Consider the following 1805-nt stretch of genomic DNA (forward strand, 5'->3'; position numbering starts at 1 on the left):
CGATTGATGCATATAGTGACGAAACAAACGACTGCTTAATTCCGCACCTACGACCTGGCCATACATTGATACACGCCATATCGTGAACATGGAGACACATGATGCGACAGCCAGTACTACAAGAACCATAACTCCCATAAAGAACAGAAAATCTCGAGGATCAGAAATACCACTTGCTCGATAAATACCCCCAATAACTCCATCACTATTCAACTCTTGTATATCACCTACCAATGCCATAAAAGGGCCAATAGAGGCCACACCCGCAATCTCTGCGAAGGCCATGAGTACGACGAGTATCTGTAAGCGTTTAAGCTTACTTCGTTGTTCTACGGTCAAAAGTGAATAAAGTTCTTTGAGCTGACTGAACATAAGTCTCTCTTGCTGGAAGGATTTAGAGGAAGAGGATTATAAGAAAATTTTGGCTAATTTAGAGACTAACGGGAAGCCTACTTACCGGCTACCATTTCCTGTCACAACAGTACGAATAGTGCGAAGTACAATGAGTAAGTCGAGCCAGAAGGAGAAGTTCTTGATGTAGTAAAAATCGTATTCCAGCTTCTCAATCATACCATCTACCTCAGCAGCGTAACCTTGCTCTACCTGCGCCCAGCCGGAAATGCCCGGCCTTACGACATGCCTGTAATGGAAGAACGGTACATCCTTCTCATACCAACTCGCCAATGACATGGACTCGGGCCGTGGGCCGATGAAACTCATGTCGCCTTTCAGCACGTTCACAAGCTGAGGAAGCTCGTCCAGACGATATTTGCGAATGACTCGCCCTACACGTGTAATGCGCGGATCATTGTCACCTTCGGTGAAACCTTGCCCCTTGTGATCGGTATACATGCTACGAAATTTGTAGACGCTGAAGGGGCGGCAATGAAAGCCCATGCGTGGCTGGCAAAACAGTGCCGGCCCCGGGCTATCACGCCGAATGGCGATAGCCGTAAGCACCATGATAGGGCTTACCAACGGCAGCAAAAGCAGAGCCCCCAGGATATCCAGTCCGCGTTTGACCACTTCATAACCTTCATGAGGTGAAAGCGATCCAAATTCATTGGCATACAGGTGATCCAGCAGCACACGGCCAGTGAGCATCTCGTGCACCTGAGTAGCGTGGTACACAGGGATACGGTGAATGGTGCAGTCGGCCAGAAAGCGTTGCCACTCTTCAGGAAGATCACCACGCAGGTCCGCGACGACAGCATCGATACGCTTTACACCAACCAGCGATGGGCTATTCAGCATGTACCAGCGGACAGAGGTATTCTTCTTCACACAGAGTGACAATGCCTTCCCGAAAGGCACTACCGCCATGCGCTTGGTAGTAAGTCTGGAATCCACATAATAGAAGGCACTGCCAAACACCACAGCCATCGCGAAGGAGATACCTACCTGCAACCGGGAAACGGCAATTTCCAACAGACTACAGAGAATGATCAACACTACATACGACACTGAGACCGTAGGGATGACATACGCGAAGGATTTTGTACCTGGCAACTGACACAAGCGGTTGATGAAAGTCAGTGACAGTGTGAACGCTGCCGCGGTGCCGATGAAGGCATTCCATTGCGCTGTCGTTGAGGTGAACCAGAAATCGCCACCCCAGCGGTACATGGCAGGCAATACGACTACCAGCAAAAGACCAAAAAAGGTTTGTAACCGCTTGCTCGCGATCAACCGCTCATGATGACGTGAGTAGCGGCGCTGGTGTTCCATTGTAATGGTATCTTCTTTCATTGCGGTTCCCTTCGAGCTTTCATGTGCTCCATTACCGGCTCTTCGACGCCAGGTGT

The 1805-nt window shown here is 49.6% G+C and carries 1 protein-coding gene and 1 pseudogene; both read right to left on the bottom strand.

Annotated elements, in window-relative coordinates:
• Window positions 1-372, bottom strand: a pseudogene (locus BF12_RS20485) (ABC transporter ATP-binding protein); the annotation flags it as partial.
• 81 nt (window positions 373-453) lie between these two features.
• The coding region (locus BF12_RS0115310; protein ID WP_345917433.1) for an exopolysaccharide biosynthesis polyprenyl glycosylphosphotransferase at window positions 454-1805 on the bottom strand (1352 nt) is incomplete at its 5' end.

The organism is Cobetia crustatorum (genome assembly GCF_000591415.1).
Classification (GTDB): Bacteria; Pseudomonadota; Gammaproteobacteria; order Pseudomonadales; family Halomonadaceae; genus Cobetia; species Cobetia crustatorum.